Annotated in this window: 19 protein-coding genes; 14 read left to right on the top strand and 5 right to left on the bottom strand. The window is 46.0% G+C overall.

Features of this window, described 5'->3' with window-relative positions:
* Positions 1–29 precede the first annotated feature (29 nt).
* From K6V26_RS13210 to K6V26_RS13190, 5 genes are read left to right on the top strand one after another with little or no spacing between them, the layout of a single operon-like run.
* Positions 30–815: a polysaccharide biosynthesis/export family protein gene (locus tag K6V26_RS13210; protein WP_007658467.1), complete on the top strand. Its 786-nt coding sequence runs from the start codon at positions 30–32 to the stop codon at positions 813–815.
* A gap of 18 nt (positions 816–833) precedes the next feature.
* Entirely contained in the window at positions 834–3,227 is a 2,394-nt protein-coding gene (locus tag K6V26_RS13205; protein WP_224265560.1) for a GumC family protein, read from the top strand.
* Positions 3,224–3,880, top strand: a complete 657-nt coding sequence (locus K6V26_RS13200; protein WP_224265559.1) for a hypothetical protein — start codon at positions 3,224–3,226, stop codon at positions 3,878–3,880. Before K6V26_RS13205 ends, K6V26_RS13200 begins: the two co-directional genes overlap by 4 nt.
* Positions 3,881–3,908: 28 nt before the next feature.
* Positions 3,909–5,705, top strand: coding sequence for a fibronectin type III domain-containing protein (locus K6V26_RS13195; RefSeq protein WP_224265558.1), 1,797 nt, complete (start codon positions 3,909–3,911; stop codon positions 5,703–5,705).
* 43 nt (positions 5,706–5,748) lie between these two features.
* Complete coding sequence (locus K6V26_RS13190; protein WP_224265557.1) at positions 5,749–7,998, top strand: Helicase associated domain protein; 2,250 nt, start codon at positions 5,749–5,751, stop codon at positions 7,996–7,998.
* Positions 7,999–8,008: 10 nt separating this feature from the next.
* Here the strand turns inward: K6V26_RS13190 and creD are convergent, their stop codons facing one another.
* From creD to K6V26_RS13175, 3 genes are all read right to left on the bottom strand, one after another.
* Positions 8,009–9,355: a cell envelope integrity protein CreD gene (gene creD / locus K6V26_RS13185; RefSeq protein ID WP_046147455.1), complete on the bottom strand. Its 1,347-nt coding sequence runs from the start codon at positions 9,353–9,355 to the stop codon at positions 8,009–8,011.
* A 64-nt stretch (positions 9,356–9,419) separates the two neighbouring features.
* Positions 9,420–9,710: a winged helix-turn-helix domain-containing protein gene (locus tag K6V26_RS13180; RefSeq protein WP_046147454.1), complete on the bottom strand. Its 291-nt coding sequence runs from the start codon at positions 9,708–9,710 to the stop codon at positions 9,420–9,422.
* The gene (locus tag K6V26_RS13175; protein ID WP_046147453.1) at positions 9,707–10,330 is read right to left on the bottom strand and encodes a hypothetical protein; all 624 of its coding nucleotides are present in this window, start codon (positions 10,328–10,330) and stop codon (positions 9,707–9,709) included. The genes K6V26_RS13180 and K6V26_RS13175 overlap by 4 nt, the downstream gene beginning before the upstream one ends.
* Positions 10,331–10,472: 142 nt before the next feature.
* Here K6V26_RS13175 and K6V26_RS13170 point away from each other — a divergent pair, with 142 nt between their 5' ends.
* From K6V26_RS13170 to K6V26_RS13155, 4 genes are read left to right on the top strand one after another with little or no spacing between them, the layout of a single operon-like run.
* The gene (locus K6V26_RS13170; RefSeq protein ID WP_224265556.1) at positions 10,473–11,501 is read left to right on the top strand and encodes an agmatine deiminase family protein; all 1,029 of its coding nucleotides are present in this window, start codon (positions 10,473–10,475) and stop codon (positions 11,499–11,501) included.
* Positions 11,498–12,373, top strand: a complete 876-nt coding sequence (locus K6V26_RS13165) for a carbon-nitrogen hydrolase (protein WP_224265555.1) — start codon at positions 11,498–11,500, stop codon at positions 12,371–12,373. Before K6V26_RS13170 ends, K6V26_RS13165 begins: the two co-directional genes overlap by 4 nt.
* A gap of 1 nt (position 12,374) precedes the next feature.
* Entirely contained in the window at positions 12,375–13,361 is a 987-nt protein-coding gene (locus K6V26_RS13160) for an aminodeoxychorismate synthase component I (protein WP_224265554.1), read from the top strand.
* Entirely contained in the window at positions 13,345–13,932 is a 588-nt protein-coding gene (locus tag K6V26_RS13155; protein ID WP_048317647.1) for an aminotransferase class IV family protein, read from the top strand. Before K6V26_RS13160 ends, K6V26_RS13155 begins: the two co-directional genes overlap by 17 nt.
* Here K6V26_RS13155 and K6V26_RS13150 read toward each other — a convergent pair.
* Together K6V26_RS13150 and recQ are read right to left on the bottom strand one after the other, a co-directional pair.
* Positions 13,925–14,131, bottom strand: coding sequence for a winged helix-turn-helix domain-containing protein (locus tag K6V26_RS13150; RefSeq protein ID WP_007658438.1), 207 nt, complete (start codon positions 14,129–14,131; stop codon positions 13,925–13,927). The genes K6V26_RS13155 and K6V26_RS13150 overlap by 8 nt on opposite strands.
* 177 nt (positions 14,132–14,308) lie before the next feature.
* Positions 14,309–16,141 carry a DNA helicase RecQ gene (gene recQ, locus K6V26_RS13145; protein WP_044246691.1) on the bottom strand — a complete coding sequence of 611 codons (1,833 nt, stop codon included), beginning with the start codon at positions 16,139–16,141 and terminating at the stop codon, positions 14,309–14,311.
* 304 nt (positions 16,142–16,445) lie between these two features.
* Between recQ and K6V26_RS13140 the strand changes: the two genes are divergently transcribed.
* From K6V26_RS13140 to K6V26_RS13120, 5 genes are all read left to right on the top strand, one after another.
* Entirely contained in the window at positions 16,446–17,732 is a 1,287-nt protein-coding gene (locus tag K6V26_RS13140) for a DEAD/DEAH box helicase (RefSeq protein WP_007658434.1), read from the top strand.
* Between the two features lie 112 nt (positions 17,733–17,844).
* Complete coding sequence (locus K6V26_RS13135; protein WP_394373138.1) at positions 17,845–19,380, top strand: sulfatase-like hydrolase/transferase; 1,536 nt, start codon at positions 17,845–17,847, stop codon at positions 19,378–19,380.
* A gap of 98 nt (positions 19,381–19,478) precedes the next feature.
* A complete protein-coding gene (locus K6V26_RS13130; RefSeq protein ID WP_195586712.1) occupies positions 19,479–20,885 on the top strand; it encodes a Gfo/Idh/MocA family protein in 1,407 nt (468 codons plus the stop codon).
* Positions 20,886–21,035: 150 nt separating this feature from the next.
* Positions 21,036–21,326 (top strand): nucleotidyltransferase domain-containing protein, encoded by a 291-nt coding sequence (locus K6V26_RS13125; RefSeq protein WP_224265552.1) that lies wholly within the window; start codon positions 21,036–21,038, stop codon positions 21,324–21,326.
* Positions 21,323–21,790 carry a toxin-antitoxin system antitoxin subunit gene (locus K6V26_RS13120; RefSeq protein WP_224265551.1) on the top strand — a complete coding sequence of 156 codons (468 nt, stop codon included), beginning with the start codon at positions 21,323–21,325 and terminating at the stop codon, positions 21,788–21,790. The genes K6V26_RS13125 and K6V26_RS13120 overlap by 4 nt, the downstream gene beginning before the upstream one ends.
* Positions 21,791–21,864 lie beyond the last annotated feature (74 nt).

The following is a 21,864-nucleotide window of genomic DNA, read 5'->3' as shown; positions in this document are numbered from 1 at the left end:
ATATCAACAAAAACAAATAATATATGAAAATGAATTTGAACAAACAACTTTTAGGAGTTTTGCTTGTGGTGCTACTGGGCTCTTGTGCATCACCCAAAAACATTATTTACATGCAGGATGTAGAACCTTTTAGGCAGGGAAATATCGAACAGATATACGAGCCGATCATCCATGAAGACGATTTGCTGGCAATCATGGTGAACAGCCGTGATCCGGAACTGGCATTACCTTTTAATATGCCGATGGTTACTTATCAGTTAGGCACAAATAACGGAACGACTGGTCAGCAGCGTGTGTTGGGCTATTTGGTAGATCGCTATGGTGATGTCGATTTCCCGATTTTGGGTAAGATCCGTGCCTCGGGCCTTAGCCGTATGCAATTAACGGAACTGATTAAGAAACGGTTGGTGGACGAGGATTTGATCAAAGACCCAATCGTAACAGTACAGTTTCTGAATTTTAAGGTTTCTGTCATTGGTGAAGTTAGCCGGCCGGGTAGTTTTACCGTATCAGGTGACCGTATCACATTGTTGGAGGCTTTAAGTATGGCAGGTGACCTTACGATTTACGGTCGTCGCGATCGTGTGGCGGTGATCCGTGAGAATAATGGTAAACGTACGATCCTGTTCCATGATTTGCGTTCGGCGGATATCTTCGATTCGCCCTGCTATTATCTTCAACAGAACGATATCGTGTATGTGGAACCGAACAAGGCGAAAGCGGGCCAGAGTGGCATCAATCAGAACAACACGGTGGGTGTGTGGGTATCGGTCGTATCCCTGTTGACCACGGTTGCAGTATTAATATTCAAATAACAAAAGAGTATAAGAGTGATGAATCCCGAACAAGAAACAAATATGCTTCGTGAAGAGGAAAATGAGTTGAACCTGATCGATATGTATCGTGTCGTACGTGCCAACTGGTACTGGTTCCTGTTATCTGTGGCGGTCTGCTGTGCAGTAGCGGTGCTTTATCTGGGGTGGGCACCTAAAATTTACCAGCGTACAGCAACGGTATTGATCAAGGACGATACGAAAGGAGGCGGCGCAGCCAGTGAGGCTGCCGTTTTTGAGGATTTGAATATGTTCAATATGAAAAGGAGTGTGGATAACGAACTGCTGGTCTTCAAATCGAAACAGTTGATGAAATCAGTTGTCAAACGTCTGGACCTGGATATCAGTTACAGCATTCGTGAAGGGTTGCGTACGGTGGAGTTGTACAGTCATTCACCTGTTGTGGTCCGTTTCCCGGAGGCAAATGAAAACCTTGAATTTGGTTTGACGGTAGTGCCGGTATCAGATAAAGAAGTGAGCCTGTCGGGTTTCTTTTCCGAAGAACTGGAGGAAGAAGGACAGGTGCTGGAAGACCAGACGTTGACTGTGGCGTTGAACGACACGGTATCGACGCCTATCGGAAAAGTAGTGGTAACTCCCAGTTTGTATTATACGGATCTTTATTATGGGAGTGAGATAACAGTTTCTAAAAGCAACCAGGACCGGGTAGCTTTGGATTATAATGAATCTCTGCAGGTTGTGCTAGCGAGTAAAACAGCTACTATTTTGAATTTGTCATTGCAGGACGTTTCTGCATCCCGTGCGGAGGATGTGTTGAATACACTGATTGCTATTTACAACGAGGATGCGATAAGCGACAAGAATCAGGTGATGGTCAATACATCGAATTTTATCAATGACCGCCTGATTATTATTGAAAAAGAACTGGGAAATGTGGATGCGGAAATTGAGGTCTTCAAAAGAGAAAATCAGCTGACCGATATCCATTCGGAAGCTGGTATGTATTTGCAGGAAGGTAGCCAGTACAGCCAGGAAGGACTTGGATTGGAGAACCAGTTGACGCTGGCAAAATATATTCGGGAGTACTTGACTGACCCACATAAGGGAGCCGACTTGATACCTGCCAATACGGGCATCTCGGATGTAAGTTTGGAAAGTCAGATTTCGGAATATAATACCTTGCTATTAAAACGCGACAAGTTGATCGGTAACAGTAGTAACAGGAATCCGGTCGTGATGGACCTGAATAATTCGCTGGGTGCGATGAAGCAGACAATTATCCGAGCGGTAGACAATCTGATCGTAGGTTTGAATATAAAAATAAAGAACATACGTGAACGTGAAGTGCAGACGACCCGTCGTATAGCAGCTGTCCCGACTCAGCAAAAGTACGTGTTGTCGGTTGAACGCCAACAGAAGATCAAGGAGGAACTTTACCTTTACCTTCTGAACAAGCGGGAAGAGAATGCCTTGTCGCAGGCGATCACGGAGAGTAATGCCCGTATTATCGACCCGGCACAGGGTAGCGAGAAACCAGTGGCACCCAAATCGATGCTGGTTCTTTTAGCAGCCTGTGTGTTGGGGATGGTGGTTCCTTCGGGTATTCTTTGGGTACAGTTGACGATGAACACGACGGTACGTTCAAGGAAAGATATAGAGGATAACCTGTCTGTTCCGTTCCTGGGTGAGATTCCTTCGCGTAACCGGAAAGACAAGAGTGAAATCCTGGTGCATGAGAACGGTCGCGACGGTGTCTCGGAGGCATTCCGTATTGTCCGGACGAATATGGAATTCATGCGTGTAAAAGCGAAAGATCTGAAAGTGGTGATGTTTACCTCTTCAAATCCGGGTGCGGGGAAAACTTTCGTATCAATGAACCTGGCGATGAGTTTTGTTCTAACGAATAAAAAGGTGATCCTTGTCGATACTGATATTCGTAAGGGTACCCTTAGCGCCCGCATCAGCCACGCTGGTGCGGGATTGACGCACTATTTGTCGGGGAGGGTGGATGATGTGGATAAGATCATTGCACCATCGGGCATCAACGACCGTTTGGACGTAATCCATGCAGGTCCTGTGCCTCCTAATCCTTCGGAGTTACTTCTGAGTAATCGCTTGGAAGAATTGGTAAATACGTTGCGTGAGCGTTATGATTATGTGATTTTGGACAATGTGCCGGCCGGTATGGTAGCAGATGCCACGATCGTGAACCGCGTGGCTGACTTGACGGTTTATGTGATTCGTGCAGGTTTGATGGATCGCCGTCAGTTGCCGGAAGTGGAAAAGTTATATAAACAGGAGAAGTTTCGCAATATGGCGGTGATACTGAATGGTATCAATATGAAACGTGCCGGTTATGGGTATGGTTATGGGTACGGTTATGGATATGGCTATGGTTATGGAAACGAAAAATCTCAAAAACATAAGAAATGAATAAAATTGTTCGACAAATGTTGATCTGCTTGTTATGGGTGGTTTGTGTATCAACGGCTTACGGTCAGCACACGGAGGATGCGTCCGTTGATACGCTAAAGCAGTCTTCCCGGGAGCAGCAAATGCAGGCCCGTTTGGAAAACTATGTACAGTTATTGTCAACGCGTAAAAAGCCTGAAAGGCCCCGGGTGATGGTGATGCCTGTGATGGGGTTCCGTACTTCCCAGATGTCGTACGGTTTGATGGTTGCTGCAATGAGACGCACGGGGGGATATATAAAAGCGAAATATAGTTTCAGCAATACTCCTTCGGATGATTTCGAATGTAACGATGTCGGGATGTCGGATGAAGATGGTGAGGTACAATGGTATACGGGGAAGACGGAAAAAAGCCGCTTGTCTGTCACAGGGGGGATCGTACAACGCCTGTGTAAACCGTTTTATCTGTATGCCGGAGTAGGGTACGGCACACGTACGCTGGTCTGGGAAACGGTGGGAGGCAAGTGGGGTAAAAACAAAGACCATTCCCTGGAGGGTGTGGAAGCTGAGATCGGAGGAATCTTGTCTGCCGGACCAATGGTATTTTCGCTGGGTTTGCAAACGAACAGCTTTAAATATCTGGAGGGAAATTTGGGAATTGGAGTTATTTTTTAATCGATGAACCGAAAAAACAGAAGAGTCCATGAATCTATTGAAGTATATATTGTTTTTTCTTCCTGCTGTGTTGATGTTGGGAAGTTGTGAAAAGGACGCCGAGCCTGAAGCCATATCGATCGGCATGCAGTTGGAGGAACCGCAGCATATAGGGCGAACGTATGTCAGGTTGAAAGGGAGCGTGACGAGTCAGATACCGTTAAAAGAGACTGGTTTTCTTTGGTGGAAGGCGGGTGACCGTGATCATGCCTCGGAGGTCGCATGCCGGGATTCTTTATCATTTGGCATGCAGGTGCTGCTGGAAGGACTGGATGCGGATGCGTCGTACGAATATTGTTTGTATGCGGGTAACGGTACGGATCGTCTGACAGGGCAGTCGGGTAGTTTTAAGACGTTGTTGTATGGTGAACCTTTGTTGTCGGATCTGTCGGCGGACGAGGAGGTCGCTAACCGTTTCACCTTCCGGGTGAAAGATGATGGAATAGATGGTACGGGGGCTAACTTGTTATCGAAAGGTGTCTGCTGGAATACAGAAGGCAACCCGACGGTAGACGACCGGAAGCTGGAAGCGGAAGGTGAGGAGGCTGCGTTTTCCGTTTCCATTCCGGACCTGGAAGAGAACACGACCTATTATCTGCGTGCTTTTGCATTAAACGATAGTTCGTATCTTGCTTACAGTCCGGAAATAAAGATTCAGACGGGCAAAACATTTCCTAAGGTCGGCAGTATCCTGTTGTCTGATTCATTGAAGAAGGAATTTCGTGCTACACTGGAAGACAGTGGAGGTGCTGAAATCATATCGAAGGGTTTCTGCTGGAATACGACTGGTACGCCGACGGTGGCAGATGAGAGGGAGACAGCGGGTAAAGAGTTTACTGCCGTGTTGTCGGGGCTGAATCCCAATACGGTCTATTATGTACGTGCGTTTGCCGAGAATACATATGGTGTGGGTTATAGTGAGGAGTTGGTGGTCAATATTATATCGCTGCCGGTAGTGGGGGCGGTAGAACGTATTGATCCGGATAACAATGTGTTCCGTTCCGTATTAGTGACAGATGGTGGAAGTGAGATAACGGAAAAAGGTTTTTGCTGGAACATGACGGGAAAACCGTCGGTGGAGGATCATGTAGTTGTGGCTGATGACGATTTTATGGCCATGATATCAGAAATGGAATCGGGTACTTATTATATACGTGCCTATGCTGTCAATAAAGCAGGTGTTGGTTATGGTGAGGAGTTGAGTGTGTCGATTCATGTGCTGACGGTTCCGGTACTTGACAGGGTTCGTGTTGTCGATTGGGAAACCAACCGGATACAGTGTTCGATACTGAATACGGGGGGCAGTAAAATAACGACTAATGGTTTTTGCTGGAGTACGCATGAATATCCGGATGTTTCGGATAATCTGTTGGAAGCGGATGATGATTTCATGGCAGTTATGGGTACCATGTATCCGGGTGTTTACTACATAAGGGCTTATGCGAGTAATAAGATAGGTACGGGTTATAGTCGTACGTTGGTGTTGGATACGCGTACAGTTCCGGTTGTGGATGAAATAGAAGTATTGGATGCTACAACGTATACATTCCGCTCGAGAGTACTGGAGAACGGTGGCGGGAATATAAGTAAATGGGGATTCTGTTGGAATACGGTCGGTGAACCGAACATCTGGGATTATAGTGTGCAGGCGGATAGTGATTTCACGGCAACGCTGGGTGATTTGTCTCCGGGTGTCTATTACATCCGTGCCTATGTGATTAATGAAAAAGGTGTTGGTTACGGTCCTGGATATTCGATTATAGTCTCTCCTGAGGGTGTGGATTAAGAAGTAAAACAGAAAGAGTCTTTTTGAAACTGGCATATTATTTGTGCTCTGCGATCTTTATCATTCTTATCATTATTTTGTCACTGAAAAATCCGGTTGTCTGCTGGTAGGAATCAGGGAAGATTCCGTTACTTTCATTGTGAAAGAGGTATGGAATAAGGAACCTGTCGGTTTGCCGGAAGTGGACAGGCTGTATACTGAAATGCAGCGTATCGGAGAAATGTGCGGCTGCAACCAGTTCCGTATTCTGGCTCATGGCGGTTATCTACCGGAGGCACTTTCCTTTGAACTGCACGGACTGACTGTTTCGGATGAAAGCTATCTGAAAAGCTTGGAAACGGGAAGGCACATTGAACTGTTCTCACATAATGAAGCGGCTTACCGGGCAATTGAGGAAGGATTCAAAACAAACAGGATCGGAGCCGTTGTACAGGCTACCGGTACAGGGAAATCCTACCTGATTGCCCGCTATATTGTCAATCATTCGGAAGATGATATTTTAGTTATTGCTCCTAACGTTACGATCATTGCCGAGATCAAAAAAGCAATCGGCAGGACAATGCCGCATGTCACCTACCGGACTTTCCAGGCATTAGTCCTGAATCGCGGTACTGTGGGTGAACTCAAAGCGGATCATATCATTATTGATGAGTTCCATCATTTCGGAGCGGAGGTATGGGGAAAAGCCGTACAGGAAGTCATTGATAACAATCCGGAGGCCCGTGTACTGGGAATGTCGGCCACTCCGATACGTCCTGAAGAGATGCTTGATACGGTAGAGGTCTATTTCAAGGGAAACCTGTTCCATGAACTGTCTTTGTCTATGGCCTGGTATTATAAGATACTGCCTGTCCCTGTCCTGGTGCAGAGCGTATTCGATCTGAATAACCAACTGGATAAGGTACAGCGTATGTTGAACAGGAGCGACTGTACATCTGAAAGGCGCAAGCGTATTCAGGACAAGATAGACTTTGCCCGTCTCGACTTTCGCGGTTCGTTGAGTGCATCGGAACTGATTCGGCGTTATCTGCCGAAAGAGGTAAAGAAAATGCTTGTCTTCTGTAAAGACAAGGAAGATCTTCAGCATATGATTCCCGAAGTCTCGAACTGGCTCGGACAGGCCGGCTTTGAAACGGAGACATTCGAGATCCATAACGGGCTGAGTAACCGGGAGAATGAAAAGACATTGCGTCGTTTTCGTAGGGAAACGGGAAAGCTGCATGTTCTTTTCTCCATAAATATGCTGATCGAAGGATTGCATGTGGAAGGAGTAGATGCCGCCATGTTCCTGCGTCGGACGGAGTCGTATGTGGTAGCCTTGCAACAGTTGGGCCGCTGCCTGAAAGCCGGTTCGGACCGGCATCCGGTAGTGCTTGACTTCGTCAATAATCTTTCGGGCCGTTCTGTTTATGAGGCTATGTCAAGGGAGTTGGCTTATCATCCGGCGATCCGTGCTCCGAAGAGCTTTAAAGGCTTTATGGAGTTTGAGGTAACAGGATTCCTGTCTGATATCCGTGCCCGTGTAGATGATATGCTGGCGGAGTTGGATGCGTGGCCGGTGATGTATGAACGTTTGATCGAATATAAGGAACGTGAAGGGCGCTGGCCGCAGGCGGCCGAAGGAAAGTTGGGAAACTGGTGTAACACCCAACGGATTGCCCGGAAGAAAGGAACGCTGTCGGAAGATTATATCTCGCAGTTAGACCGAATCGGTTTCGAATGGGAAGTACAGGACAGTCGTTGGATGCAGTATTATGAAGAACTGAAGATTTTTATAACTCAGATGCAACGTTATCCTAAGAAGGGAGAAAATAATCTGAGTATCTGGTGCAACACCCAACGGCAGGGACGTAAAAAAGGGGTGTTATCTGAAGAACGGATAGCTTTGTTGGATCGCATCGGTTTTGCGTGGGAGCAAGATTTGGATGCCCAGTGGATAAAAAATTGGGAACAGGTGGTGTTTTTTTATCACCAAAAGGGATATTGGCCTAAAAGTAATGATGGCAAATTAGGTTCCTGGTGTAGTACCCAACGTAAGTTCCGTAAACAGGGGGGACTAGCCTCCGAACGTATCAGGATGATGGATGAAGCCGGTTTTGTCTGGAATACCGACGATATCTGGATTGAAAACTATGAAAAATTAAAACTGTTTTACCAGGAGAAGCACCGTTGGCCTACTGTCCGTGAAAACAAGCTCGGCAGTTGGTGCTTCGTCCAACGTCGCTTATTCAAAAACGGTAAACTTCTCTCCTGGCGAAAACAGATGCTGGAGTCTATCTCTTTCCCTTTATAAGGTTTGTTGTTTACTTATCTGTTTCAGGTATTTGAGGATATTCATCTTCTTGTTTATACCAACTTATTTTCCGGGAGAAGAACATAATCGTTCCCAGGATTACAAACAAGCCGATACTTCCTATTAATAAGGCAACATCTTCGAGTTGCAAAACAACATACAGGAAAATATATAATAAACATAACATGCCGGTGAGTGCTCCGGTCTGTATTTTATTTTTGAAGATGCTGTGAGTATAAGCTGTGATCAGGCCGATGGTGGCGATACTGGCAATCAGATAGGCCGTGCCGAAGTTTATCTGTTCGGAGATAGACAGGAGCAGGCTGTAAAACAGGATCAATGCGAAGCCGACCAACAAATACTGTATAGGGTGGATCCGTTTTCTGGTCAGGATCTCGACGAAGAAGAAGACAACGAAGGTCAGGGCGATGAACATGATGGCATATTTGGCGGAACGCATGTTCTGCTGGTAATGGTTTACCGGGTCGATCAGGCTTACCCCGAAGGAGGAATCGTCGAATGAGTTTCCCGGGTAGTCGATCCACATTTCCGGGATACTGCGGTTGAAACTGAGGATACTCCAGTCGGCTTCGAATCCATTTTCGGTAATATGGTGCTCCGGGGAGAAGTTGCCGATGAAACCGGGGGACTTCCAGTTGCCTGTAACGTGCACTTTAGTCGTTTTGCCTATGGGGATGAAATTGATGTTACTGCTGCCGTTCAGTTTTAATTTGCAGTTGAATGTTTGGGGTTGGCTGAACAGGAGAGGGTCGGTATTCTTTAATGGCATGACCAGCATTTTTCCTATCTGCGTATCCAGGTTACCGGTGGCTTCGACCGACAATTGTTTGTTGTCCAGTTTGAAGTCGATGTTTTCTGTTATGCCCCTCAGGTCGGAAACACCGATGGATAGATAGGCCTGTTCCCAATGAATGATACTGTTTTCCGGTTTGGGGAAGTTTATTTTGTCGAAGTTTCCTGTTATGTCTATCTCGCTTTTGTAAAGGATCGTTTTGTAGATACCGTAATATCTTTCCTCTGGAAATAACTGTGTTGTGATATTCAGGTTTTCCGGTGTGATATTCAGAAGGTGTTCCTGAATGGTTGTCTTGTTGTCCGGATTTACCTGCGTCGTGGTATAAGGGATGGAAATGACCGGACCGCAAAAGGTTTGGGCATTGCTCCATTTGTTGTTAATCTTTTCGATTGTTTCCAAACTCCGGTTTTGTCTTTCCCGGATCAGATCCTGGATCATTAATCCCGGAATCAGGAGGATGAGGGTCAGGAATCCGATAATCAGTGCTTTCAGTGTGATAGACTGATTGATTTTTGCTGCTTTTTTGATTGTTGTTTCCATAAGCTAAACCTGTTTTATGTAGTTTAAAAGTACTTTGCGATTCAAAGTAGATGGGTAAAAAAAATTATTTGATAAGTTCTTCCAGTGCATTCAAATGCTCTTTGAAACTTTTTCGTCCTTCTTCGGTGATGGAATATTGGGTATTGGGTTTCCGTCCGATGAATTGTTTGACGGACTGGATATATCCGAGAGTCTCCAGGGCTTTCAGGTGGCTGGCCAAATTCCCGTCGGTCAATTCCATCAGTTGCTTCATGGTGTTGAAGTCGGCTGATTCGTTTACCGAAAGGATAGACATGATACCTAATCGTATCCGGTTTTCGAAGGCTTTATTTAATTTGGACAGTATGTTTTTCATTCTTTCTTCAAATCATATTTGATGTACATAGCTGTGCCGTAAATGATATGGCAAACTCCGAATCCGATAGTCCAAAGCAAGAGGCTCCAGTCGGGGAACAGGGCGGCAACAATACCTAACACGACTTCTGTCAAGCCTAAATAATGTACTTCGTCGAGGGTGTATTTGGATACATTAATTAATGCCAGACCATAGAAGGTCAGCGTCATGGTGATCGCCATAGCCAAATCGCCGCGTAGCAGGAAAATGAGGGCAAAGATACCTCCGGCAATCAATGGGATACCGAGGTTATAAAGTGTCCTTTTTATCAGGCTTTTGGAGGGCATCAGGTTCTTTTTCACCGATTTTCTCCAGGAAAAATAGATACCGAAACAAATAGAGAAGAGCAGCACGGCGGAAGCGTCGGTTATCAGCAAAGTGACTTCGCGGAACATGGCTTCGTGTGTCGTGTCGAAGTTGGTACTGGCCGGTTCCCGTAAAATATGGAAATAGGCAAGTGCTGCTCCGATAATGGCTATGACTCCGGCTGATATGCCTGACAAACCGCTTAACGAAAGGAATTTAGATGATTTCTCCATCATCTCGCGGATAGCTTTTATGTCTTCTATTTGTTTATTCATATACTTAAAATAAAAAGTACTTTGTGCCGCAAAGTTAATGAGGTTTCTGAATAATCCAAATAGGTAGAGGAGTTTTTTGCAGAATTTTGTCATTGCTCTTATTATCTTTTATCTTTGTATCCTGAAAATTAAATTAGCAGACATGGATAATAAAACGATATTACCGGCAGAATGGTATCCTCAGAGTGCTGTTCAACTGACTTGGCCGCATGAGGGGACCGATTGGGCTCCGATACTGGACGAGGTGGTTCCTTGTTTTGTGGAGATTGCCAAAGAGGTGATCAAACGGGAGAAGTTACTGATTGTTTGTCCGGATGAAACGGCGGTGCGCTCGCAGTTGGGAGAGGTGGATTATAGCCGTGTTATTTTCCGTGAGATGGAGACGAACGATACCTGGGCGCGTGACCATGGGGGCATTTCCGTGTTTGATGACGGGGTGCCGGTGGTGTACGATTTTGTGTTCAACGGTTGGGGGATGAAGTTTGCTGCCAACCATGATAATCTGATTACGCGGAAATTGTTTCATGGCAAGACTTTTGCCGATGAAGTGGTTCCTGTCAATATGCAGCCGTTTGTATTGGAAGGCGGCAGTATCGAGTCGGATGGAAAGGGAACTTTGCTGACTACGGTCGAATGTCTATCTTCCGTGAACAGAAACGAATATCTCCAGCAGGAAGAACTGGAAAATTATCTCCAGCAGGTGTTCGGACTGGACCGTATCCTGTGGTTGGAAAGCGGTTATCTGGCGGGAGACGATACCGACAGTCATGTCGATACGCTGGCGCGTTTTTGCAGTGAGGATACGATTGCCTATGTGCAGTGCACGGATGAGGAAGACGAGCATTTTGCCGAACTCCGGGAGATGGAAGAGGAATTGAAGGAGTTCACGCAGGCAAATGGCGAACCTTATCGGCTGGTCGCTTTGCCGATGGCGGATAAAGTGGAGTGGGAAGGCGAGCGTTTGCCGGCTACCTATGCCAATTTCCTGATTATAAACGGGGCTGTGCTTGTTCCGTTCTATAACTCATCGAAAGATGAAGTGGCGAAAGCGGCCTTGCAGACGGCGTTTCCGGACAGAGAGATTGTAGGTATTAATTGTTTACCGTTAATTAAACAACATGGCTCATTGCATTGTGTGACGATGCAGTACCCAAAAGAATTTATTGTATGAAAGTAGGATTGATTCAACAGGCAAATACCTGTGACCGGGCAGATAATATAAAGAAACTGAAAAATAGCATCCGGCTTTGTGCCGACGAAGGTGCGGAACTGGTTGTCTTGCAGGAGTTGCATAACGGCCTGTATTTTTGCCAGACGGAAGATACGCAGATGTTCGACCAGGCGGAAACGATTCCGGGACCGTCTACGGAAGAGTTCGGAGCTTTAGCAAAAGAGCTGGGCGTGGTTTTAGTACTTTCCCTGTTCGAGCGGCGTGCTCCGGGATTGTATCATAATACAGCCGTGGTGATTGAGAAAGACGGTTCGATTGCCGGAAAATATCGTAAGATGCATATACCGGACGACCCGGCTTACTACGAAAAGTTTTATTTCACTCCCGGCGATTTGGGATTCGAACCGATAGAGACGTCTGTCGGGAAGTTGGGCGTATTGGTTTGCTGGGACCAGTGGTATCCGGAAGCAGCCCGCCTGATGGCGATGAAAGGTGCTGAGATGCTGATTTATCCGACGGCTATCGGTTGGGAGAGTAGTGATACGGAAGAAGAGAAAAAACGTCAGCTGGGTGCCTGGGTAACTGTGCAGTGCGGACATGCCGTGGCTAACGGGCTTCCGGTGATTACGGTAAACCGTACTGGACATGAGACGGATCCTTCGGGACAGACAAACGGTATCCAGTTTTGGGGAAATAGCTTTGTGGCAGGTCCCCAGGGAGAGTTGCTGGCTGAGTTCCCGAACGACCATGAAGAGGTACGTGTGGTAGAGATTGATAAAGCACGGAGTGAGAATGTGCGTCGTTGGTGGCCGTTCTTCCGTGACCGTCGTATCGATGCTTTCGGCGGACTGACAGAGCGATTTTTGATATAATATGAAGTTTTGCAATAAAGAAGAAGCCGTCCGGTATATGAATCGATTGGGATTATCCGGGCGGCCTTTTATATTTGTCGTTGATTATAAGCAGGAGCAAGTTTGGGTGGCGGAGCCGGAGGAGGTAGAGCCGGGTGAGGTGTTGTATGATTTGAATGGCGTTACCAATGTGACGTCAAAAGCGGAAACCTTTCCGGAAAAATATGTTGAATGGGAGACTAATCCGGTTTCTTTTGAAACTTACTCCCGGTCTTTCCGGACAGTAATCGAGCATATTTATGCCGGTAATTCTTATCTGGTCAACCTGACTTGTGCGACTCCGGTACAGACGAACCTGACGTTGAAAGAGATTTTCTATCTTTCCCATGCTCCTTATAAATTATGGGTGAAGGAGCGTTTTGTTGTTTTCTCTCCTGAGATATTCGTGCGTATTGAGGACGGATTTATCTATTCTTATCCGATGAAAGGGACGATCGATGCCTCTTTGCCGAATGCGCGGGAACGGATTTTGGCAGATAAAAAAGAAGAGGCTGAACATGCCACGATTGTCGATTTGATCCGTAACGACCTGAGCCAGGTGGCATCGGAAGTGACGGTGTCGCGATACCGATATATAGATGAGTTGCAGACAAACAGGGGAAGACTGTTGCAAGTCAGTTCGGAAATTAGTGGTAAGCTACCGGAAGACAGGAAAGCCTCATTGGGAGACATACTGTTCCGGCTGTTGCCCGCAGGGTCTATCACCGGAGCTCCCAAGAAAAAGACGATGGAGATTATCGGGGAAGCTGAAACATACGAACGGGGATTTTATACCGGGGTTATGGGATATTTTGACGGCCATCGTTTGGACAGTGCCGTGATGATTCGTTTTATCGGGCAGGAGGGAGGAGATTTCCTGTTTAAGAGCGGCGGTGGGATTACTTCCCAAAGTAATTTAGAAAGTGAATATAATGAAATGAAACAAAAAGTATATGTGCCAATTTATTGAAACAATCCGTATCGAGGATGGAAAGGCGGTTAATCTGGCTTTTCATAATTACCGCTTCAACAAGACGCGGAGAGATGTGTTCGAATGTAACCTGCCTGTAAACCTGGCGGATTATATCCAGCCCGGAGATTATTCAGGACGTACCAAATGCCGGGTCGAATATCAGGAGGAAGTGGAGAAGGTGGAATATCTACCTTACACCGTTCGTCCGGTGAATCGTTTGAGACTGGTCACGTCGGACGGGTTGGATTATACATATAAAAGTGCTGACCGTCAGAAGTTGGATGAATTATTTCGTCAGAAGGGGGAAGCGGACGATATTTTAATCATACGTGATGGCGTCTTGACGGATACATCGATTGCCAATATTGCTTTATGGAATGGTAGCCAATGGGAGACACCCGAGGTCCCTTTGTTGGAAGGAACGATGCGGGCATCTCTATTAGGAAAGGGGAGGATTGTTCCGGCTGTTATTCGTCCGCAGGATTTGTCCCGTTACTCGTTGGTTCGCCTGTTTAATGCGATGATCGGGTTTGGTGAGATCGAATTTCCGGTGGAGAACATTATTTAATAATGTAATAAACGGTATTGCTGATACGTGCCTGATATACTTTGTTGTCGTGCATGAGCGAGCATAGAGCCAGACAGAGCTCCGTGTCTTTAAAATTTGTTGCTCGTTGTAATTCAGCAAATGTACTCTTTCCAACCTGACACAAAGTCTCATATAATTGAGAAATGCTATGAGACAGCTTTACATTTAGCGTATTCATAAGCTGTTATTTTATAAGTTAATACTATATAGGACCGGCGGTAGAGGGATACTGTCCGGTTCTTTTTTCGAAGACTAAAGTACCGGATATTTTTGTAAGAACCGTCTCTTTTTTTACTGTAACGGTAATTTTTGCTTCTTAAACGTATTATCGGGAAACTGAAATAAAAACGGGTGGTTATCTGTCTTTGGGCAACCGTAGTACGAACCGTATCAGTGCCACGAATACCTTTCCGTATTTTTCCAGTTTGATTTCTCCCACACCGCGTATTTCGCTGAACTCTTCCAGGGTAACAGGCCTTTTTTGTACCATATCTTCCAGTGAGTCATCAGAAAAGATGATGTAGGCTGGTGTCTGTTCGCGTTCGGCAATCTGCTTGCGGAGTTGCTGGAGCGAGTCGAGCAGCGTTTCTTCGACCGATGCCGATTGGATGGGTTTGATGGGGCGGTATTTGAATTTCGAGTCTTTTCTTCTGAAATAAGTTTTTTCTTCCGGCTCTTTATAGATAGCCATCATCGCTTTCTGTTCACCGAACAATACTTTTCTTCCCAGCGGAGTGACTTTCAGTATTCCGGCATTGACATAATCGATTTCGATATATCCCAATTGAAGCATCTGGTAAAGATATTCTTTCCATTCTTTATAGGAGAGGTCTTTTCCGGCACCGTATGTCTTTAATTTATCGTATCCTTTTTCCGTGATCTCTGTCTTCTCCGAGCCGCGGAGGATATTGATCAGCATATTCATGCCGACAAATTCACCGGTACGGAAGATGGCGCTTAACGCTTTTTGGACGAGTATGCTGCCGTCGAACCGTTGCGGAGGGTTTTTGCATACATCACAGTTGCCGCAATCTTGGTCGCTTTCTTCTCCGAAGTAGCTGAGGAGGATACGCCGGCGGCAGATGTCCGCTTCGCAATAACGGCGCATACGGTTCAGCTTCTGGAGGTTGGTGTCTCTTTGTCCGCTCTCTTCGGCAAAACGGCGGAGGACGAGCAGGTCGCCTACCGAATAGAACAGTAAAGTGTCGCTTTTCATTCCGTCGCGTCCGGCACGGCCTATTTCCTGGTAGTAGTTCTCGATACTTCCGGGCATATTATAATGTACGACCCAACGCACATTGCTTTTATCTATTCCCATCCCGAAGGCAACGGTTGCACAGACCACGTTTACCCGGTCGTTGATAAAATCATCCTGTGCCTTTTCGCGTTGAACGGGCGGGAGTCCGGCATGATAGGCAACGGCCTTGATCCCGTAAGAAGAGAGTTCTTCTGCCAGGTTCTCGGTACTGTTCCGGCTCATGCAGTAAACGATACCGCTCTGATGGCGGTGGGCATGGATGAAATGGACGATGGCGGAAGTTTTCTCCTTTTTGTTCAGTCCCCGGCGGATAGTCAGGGACAGGTTCGGACGGTCGAAGGACGAAACGAAAACTTCCGGATCACGCAGCTTCAATTGGGTGACAATGTCGGTACGTGTGACTTTGTCGGCTGTAGCTGTCAGGGCGACGATCGGAACTTTGGGGAACTGTTCTTTCAAAACGGACAGTTGGGTATATTCGGGACGGAAGTCGTGCCCCCAATGTGAGATACAATGGGCTTCGTCGATGGCGATCAGGGATATGTCCATACGGGGAAGCAGCCAATGCAGTTCGCCAACCAGGGCTTCGGGTGACAGGTAAAGCAGTTTTATTTTACCCTGGATGCAGAGTTGTTTTATTCTGTGTCGTTCTTCTTCCGGCATCATGCTGTTGAGTGCGGCTGCCGGGATACCGTTGGCAACCAATCCGCCTACCTGGTCTTTCATCAGGGCGATCAAGGGAGAGATCACGACAGCTGTTCCCGGCATATAAATGGCCGGTAACTGGAAACAAATTGATTTTCCTCCCCCGGTAGGCATCAGCACCAGTGAATCCTCTTTCCTCAAAATACGTTGTATGATCTCCGCCTGTAACGGACGGAAAGAAGTATATCCGAAAAACTTCTTTAGCAGCAACTGTAACTCTTTCATCATCCAAAAATCAATTTACAAAGATAATATATTATTTGATACAATATTCAAAGGTTATTTTTACTCTTATATTATCGTTTTAGAGAAAGAGGTACGTCTAATTTTATTTAGAGGTAGGTGTAAATTGATTTAGACGTACCTCTAAATTGATTTACACCTACCTCTTTTTATAAAGTATACAGAATGTCTTTCGGAAGTATTCTTATACATTTTAGTAGTTGATTAGGATGATTCCCGTTTTATTTATTACCTTTGCATTCAATTATTTATTTAACGAGCCGCGATGGCTCAACATTATTATTAGATGACATTTGAACAATTAGAACTGATAGAGCCGATACAAAAGGCTCTTACAAAAGAAGGTTATACAATTCCAACCCCTATACAAGCAGAAGCAATTCCCTACGTTTTAGACGGATATGACTTATTAGGTTGTGCACAGACCGGAACAGGTAAAACGGCTGCATTTTCCATTCCTATTATTCAGAATTTGTATAACGAACGCCAGCATGGTAAAGTGCGTGGTATCAAAGCATTGATACTGACACCAACCCGCGAACTGGCCATCCAGATCGGAGAAAGTTTTACGGCATACGGTAAATATACCGGTGTGAGGCATACCGTTATATTCGGTGGTGTAGGACAGAAGCCTCAGACCGATGCGCTCGAACGTGGCGTAGATGTATTGATCGCAACCCCCGGACGTCTGCTTGATTTGATCAACCAGGGATTTATCAGCCTGAAATATCTCGATTATTTTGTATTGGATGAGGCCGACCGTATGCTGGATATGGGATTTATTCATGATATCAAACGTATTTTGCCCTTGTTGCCCAAAAAGCGCCAGTCGCTATTTTTCTCGGCAACGATGCCGCCGGAGATAGAACGCCTGGCAGGAACGATCCTGCATGAACCGCAGAAGGTGGAGGTTACTCCGGCTTCATCGACGGTGGATAAGATCGACCAGTCCGTTTATTTCGTGGAAAAGGCGGAGAAGGTAAGCCTGCTGACGCATTTGCTAAAAGATTCTTCTTTGGAATCGGTACTGGTATTCACCCGTACGAAACATGGGGCGGACAAAGTGGCCCGTGTTCTGGCAAAAGCGAATATCGGAGCGGAAGCTATCCATGGGAACAAGAGCCAGACAGCCCGCCAGCGTGCACTGACTAATTTTAAGGACCATACCACCCGTGTACTGATCGCTACGGATATTGCCGCCCGCGGTATCGACGTGGACCATCTTTCGCATGTGATAAATTATGAACTGCCGAATGTGCCGGAAACATACGTACACCGTATCGGACGTACAGGTCGTGCCGGACGCAGCGGTGTCGCTTATTCATTCTGCGATGCAGAGGAAGTGCCGTACCTGAAAGATATCCAGAAGCTGATAGGCAAACAGATACCTGTTGCCGGCGGAAACGAATTTGAAACGGCAGATGTAAAAGCAGCCGTGGCAGAGAAGAAAGAAGCCATCAAGCAGGAATCGAAAAGACGTAATATGTTCGGCAGCAAGCGCGACGGTAGTTTCTGGCGGAATAAGAAGCGGGCTGAGGCGGGAAACCAGAAGACTGCCAAAAAGAAATCATAGATAGTAACTCGGAATACGAACGCAAAATCCGTAAGCAGCATGCTTTGAAATCCGAGCGATTGATTATATTTGCAGGCGTTGATTATTACAATCAATGCCTGTATTTTTATATATGAAAAACATGAATATGAAAAATCTACTATGCGTAGCAGCCGGGATAGGGGCTTTATCCGGAGTTAATGTCTACGCTCAGGACCAGCAACAGCCCAACGTCGTAATCATTGTAGCCGACGATTTGGGGTATGGCGATTTGAGTTGTTACGGAGCCACCCGTATCCAAACTCCGGGTATGGACCGGATTGCAAACGAAGGACTGCGTTTTACGCAGGGATATTGTACGGCAGCGACTTCCACGCCCAGTCGTTATTCACTTTTGACCGGATTATATCCCTGGACGAATAAAGATGCAAAAATCCTTCCCGGTAATGCCGCTCTCATTATCAATACGCAGCAAGTCACTTTGCCGAAGGTTATGAAACAGGCCGGCTATGTGACCGGCTCGGTCGGTAAATGGCATCTGGGACTGGGTGACGGAGCGGTAGATTGGAATGAGACGGTTTATCCCGGAGCCAAGGAAGTGGGATATGATTATTCGTTCATCCAGGCGGCAACCAACGACCGCGTGCCTTGCATCTTTATCGAAAACGGGAAAGGAGTCGGACTGGAGCCGAATGACCCGCTATATGTCAGTTATAAGCATAATTTCCCCGGCGAACCTACCGGAAAAGACAACCCTGAACTACTCCGGATGCATCCGAGTGTGGGACATGCCGGTTCGATTGTAAACGGTGTGCCGCGTATCGGTTTCCAGAAAGGCGGTAAGGCTGCCCAGTGGAAAGATGAAGATATGGCCGAGTTATTCCTGGAGAAAGCCAAAGGCTTTTTGAAAGACAATAAAGATAAACCTTTTTTCCTGTATTACGGATTGCACCAGCCGCATGTGCCCCGTGTGCCGAATCAGAAGTTTGTCGGTAAATCCGGTATGGGACCTCGCGGAGATGTCATCCTGGAAGCTGACTGGTGTGTGACTGAATTCCTGAAAGAACTGGATAAACTGGGATTGACGGAGAATACCCTGGTTATCCTGACCAGCGACAACGGTCCCGTATTGGATGACGGTTATCAGGACCAGGCTGTCGAAATGGTTGGCAATCATAAGATGGCTGGCCCTCACCGCGGTGGAAAGACCAGTTTGTATGACGGCGGTACCTGCATCCCGTTCCTGTTGCGTTGGCCGGCGGTTGTAAAACCGGGAGTATCCGATGCATTGGTTTGCCAGATGGATTTGTTGGCTTCTTTGGCTGCATTGACCGGACAGACATATTCGGATAAGACGGACAGCCAGAACACTTTGCCCGTCTTTCTAGGAAAAAGCGACCAGGGACGTAAGGAACTAGTGACGGAAGGTTATTTCAATTATGCTCTCCATCAGGGCGACTGGGTGATGATTCCACCGTATCCCAGCTATTATGACGACCCTGACGGTACCGGTTTTTCGGGACTGGGAAATTGTTACCAGTTATATAATGTAAAGGAAGATGTCGGACAGAATCATAACTTGGCGGATAAAGAACCTAAACGGTTGCGCCAAATGATGATGACCTTCGAGAAGCTGAAAAGGGAGACCGGAAAGATAACAAACTATTAATAGATTAAAATGATTGACTCTTTTTTTCTAAACATATTTGAGAAGTTGATTAAATATTATAAATTTGCCCACTTAACATAAAATACTAAATAAAGAACATGGAAAACACTCGTCGTTCCTTTCTTAAGAAAATGACTGCCGCCGGAGTTGGTGCAGCAGGTTTGGCTATGGCAGGTACTGCTTCGGCCACAACAGTAGCAGGTTCTCCAGAACCTCAGAAGAAAAAAACAGCCGGAAAAGATGACGGCAAACTGCGTTTCGGATTTATCGGAACAGGTTCACGCTGCCATGAGCACATCAATAATGTGCTGGCTATCCCGGGAAATAAGATTGTTGCTATTTGCGATATCCAGCAAGGCCCGATCGACCGTACATTGAAACACATCGCTAAATTCAACGTGGATGCCCCGAAAGTGTATAAAGGTGGCGAACGTGAATTTGAAAAGATGTTGAACAATGAAGAGTTCGACTGCGTGATTATTGCCAGCCCGTGGGAATGGCACGTACCGATGTCGGTGGCAGCCATGAAAGCCGGTGTTCCTTATGTTGGCGTGGAAGTTTCTGCTGCCAATACGCTGGAAGAATGCTGGGATCTGGTGAACGTATCGGAAGCAACTGGCAGCCATCTGAACATCATGGAGAATGTTTGTTATCGTCGTGACTGCATGGCTGCTTTGAACATGGTTCGTGAAGGTTTGTTCGGTGAGTTGCTGCACGGTGGTTGCGGTTACGAACATGACTTGCGTGAAGTAAAGTTCAATGACGGTAAAAACTATAACTATGTACCGGGTAGCGGTGACTTGCGTATGGGTCCGACAGCTTTTGCTGAAGCTCAGTGGCGTACACAGCATTCTGTAACACGTAATGGTGATATTTACCCGACTCACGGTATCGGACCGATTGCAAACTGTATGGACATCAACCGCGGTAACCGTTTCCTTTCTCTGTCTGCTATGGCAACTCAGTCTCGCGGATTGCATAAGTTTATCGTAGACAATGGCGGTGAAAACCATCCGTTGGCAAAAGTTCGTTTCAACCTGGGTGATATCGTAACTTCTATGATTAAATGTGCGAACGGCCAGACGATCATCGTTACACACGATACAAACTCTCCCCGTCCTTACTCTTTGGGATTCCGTGTACAGGGTACTGAAGGTTTGTGGATGAACGATGGCGACCATGTATATGTACAGGGTAAATCCAAACCTCACCGTTGGGATGACTCTGACGAATGGTTCAAGAAATATGACCATAAGCTGTGGGCTCAACTGGATGCCCAGGCAAAAGAAGCCGGTCACGGTGGTATGGACTTCATCATGATGTACGACCTGATCGATGCCATCAAGAATAAGAAACCGGCTCCTATGGACTGCTACGATGCAGCTGCATGGAGTGCTATCTCAGGTTTGTCTGAAATGTCTATCGCCCGTGGCGGTGCATTGGTTGACTTCCCTGACTTTACACGTGGACAGTGGATTCACCGTAAACCGGCATTCGGCATGTAATTGATAAGTAAGCGATAAAAAAACAAAAGGCTATCGGGATTCCGGTAGCCTTTTTTATATAATAGCACAGTAGTCCTACGAGTAAGAATTCGGAATGTAGAGTATTGAATACAAAATAAAAGTATCTATCTTTGTAAAAACAGAGATAAAATGCGTTTAAATAAGAAAGACATACAATCGATTGTCCGTGTAGCAAAAGAAATTTACGGGGAAGGTGTCGAAGTTTATCTGTTCGGTTCACGAACAGATAACGAGAAACGTGGTGGAGACATTGATCTGTTAGTACGTACTACATCCGAAAAGAAAGGTGTCTTGGCTCGTATACGCATGATTGCTCGGCTGAAACAACTTTTAGGCGAGCAAAAAATCGATGTGATAGGCGACCATGAAGAATCGTTGGTTGCAAAGGAAGCATTAATAACAGGTATACGATTAATATGACAAATCGAAAACAGGAATTGATGGAACGATTGAGTCGTGAATTTGATATTTGCGACCGGCACATTCAACGCATAGATGAGGCTTTAGAGGCTATGCATACAGATATCCCTATGTCTGTTGATAGCTATACGAATTTGAATGAGAACCAAATCCGTTGTATGGATCAGTTTATTTTTCGTTTCTCCAAACTACAGGATGCTATGGGGGCCAAGATTTTCCGGTATGTGTTGGAGTATTTGGATGAAGATGTTTCTGCTTTGCCAATGCGGGATATTCTGAATCTTTTGGAGCGTTATCATTTTATAGATAGTGCAGATGAGTGGGGATATATTCGAGAATTGCGTAATGAGATTGCCCATGATTATCCATTGATGGAAAATGATATTGTTTCTGTGTTGAATGAATTAATATCCAAGGTGTCGATATTAAAAAGTATTTATAAACGAATGAAAGCCACTGTCTGAAAGAAGATAGCTTGGATTCGCATCACTCTGTAGCGTATAGGAAGATAAATAAAATATCCTGCACTGGAAAATCA

This window comes from Parabacteroides goldsteinii (genome assembly GCF_020091425.1).
Taxonomy (GTDB): domain Bacteria; phylum Bacteroidota; class Bacteroidia; order Bacteroidales; family Tannerellaceae; genus Parabacteroides; species Parabacteroides goldsteinii.
This window is presented reverse-complemented; position numbering and strand designations above follow the sequence as displayed.